General features: G+C 28.4%; 2 protein-coding genes. Both read left to right on the top strand.

Annotation, left to right across the window (positions count from 1 at the left end):
- A partial coding sequence (locus ACYQ11_RS22015; RefSeq protein ID WP_459925987.1) for a transposase occupies positions 1-136 on the top strand: 136 nt, incomplete at its 5' end.
- Positions 137-259: 123 nt separating this feature from the next.
- Complete coding sequence (locus ACYQ11_RS22010; RefSeq protein ID WP_459925986.1) at positions 260-1,438, top strand: glycosyltransferase family 4 protein; 1,179 nt, start codon at positions 260-262, stop codon at positions 1,436-1,438.
- The last annotated feature ends 46 nt before the right edge of the window (positions 1,439-1,484 follow it).

Genomic DNA, 1,484 nt, shown 5'->3' with positions numbered 1-1,484 from the left:
TTCTACAGGACCGTTAGAAGGCATCAATAACAAAATTATAATACTGCAAAAACAGGCTTACGGCTTTAGTGATATGGATTTTTTCAAATTGAAAATCCTTGCTCTTCATGAATCAAAGTACGCTTTAATCGGATGATCCAAAATTTCTTCAAATACCCGAAGATAGCTTATGCTGCTCAATGTTGATGTATTCAATTGCCGGTTTAATATATTTCTATGAAGGTTAAAAGCAACGGGACAATCGTTAGGAGTAAGTCATATGGATAATAAAAAATTAAAAGTTTTATACACACACAGAACAAGGGGCTCAGATGTAGAGAGTGTACATATTATGGGGATTGTTAATGCATTAAAAGAAAAAGGGCATGAAGTTGATTTACTTTCTGTTCCCGGTGCTTCTACTCAAAAAAAAAATAAATTAATATCAAAGTTTTTTGATTTTATAAGTCTTCATTTAAATCAAGTTTTATTCGAATTTGCCGAATTTCTTTATAATTTTATATTATATATAAATTTAGTTAAAAAATTTAAAAATCAAAAATATGATTTTATATACGAAAGGTACGCTCTAAATACTTTTGCCACAGTTTTATTTGCTAATAAAATGAAAATTCCTATTTTATTAGAGGTCAATGATGCGACTGGAATTAAAAGAACAAGAAATCATAAATTAGAATTTATTTCTAAAAGATTTGAAAACTGGATTTTTTGTAATGTTGATTCTGTCATAACGATTTCTTCAAAATTTGTTGAGATAATCGAAGATAGAATTGGTAAAAATAAAAAAATTTGCTTTATACCAAATGCAATAGATGAAAAGACTTTTGATATTGAAAAGTATCCGATTAACTATGATAAAAAAGTTGTTGTTGGTTTTGTGGGGTCTTTTGCTCAATGGCATGGAGTAGATATGTTATTAGAGGTTATTCCTGATATTTTAAAAACAAATAAAAATATTAAATTTTTAATAGTTGGAAGCGGCGTAACTTTCCAGCGTTTTAAATTATCGATAGATAGTATGGGATTTAGTAATGAAGTTGAATTAACTGGCAAAGTACCCCATGAAATGATTCCAGGGTATCTTGCAAAAATGAATGTTGGTGTTATTCCAGATTCAAATGAATATGGTTCTCCGATGAAGCTTTTTGAATATATGGCCATGAATGCTGTTCCAGTTGCACCTGATTTACCGCCAATTTTAGATGTTATTGAAAATGAAGTGAACGGTCTCATTTTTAATCGAAGAGATACTAATAGCTTATCAAAAGTTTTAATTAATATATGTGAACATGAAGAATTAAGAAAAAAAATTACTTTTAATGCTAGAGTACAAGTTTTGAACAATCATTTATGGAAACATAATGCTGAAAAAATAATCGATATATATTATAGAGTTAAAAATGATGGTCTCGTAAAAAGTCACGTTCAGAAAAATTGATCGCAATATATATTAACCCGGCAATAAAATATCTAAGTATTTAGTG

Source organism: Desulfatiferula olefinivorans (genome assembly GCF_054657895.1).
The sequence above is the reverse complement of the archived record's forward strand: the minus strand, read 5'-3'. Positions and strand labels throughout refer to the sequence as shown.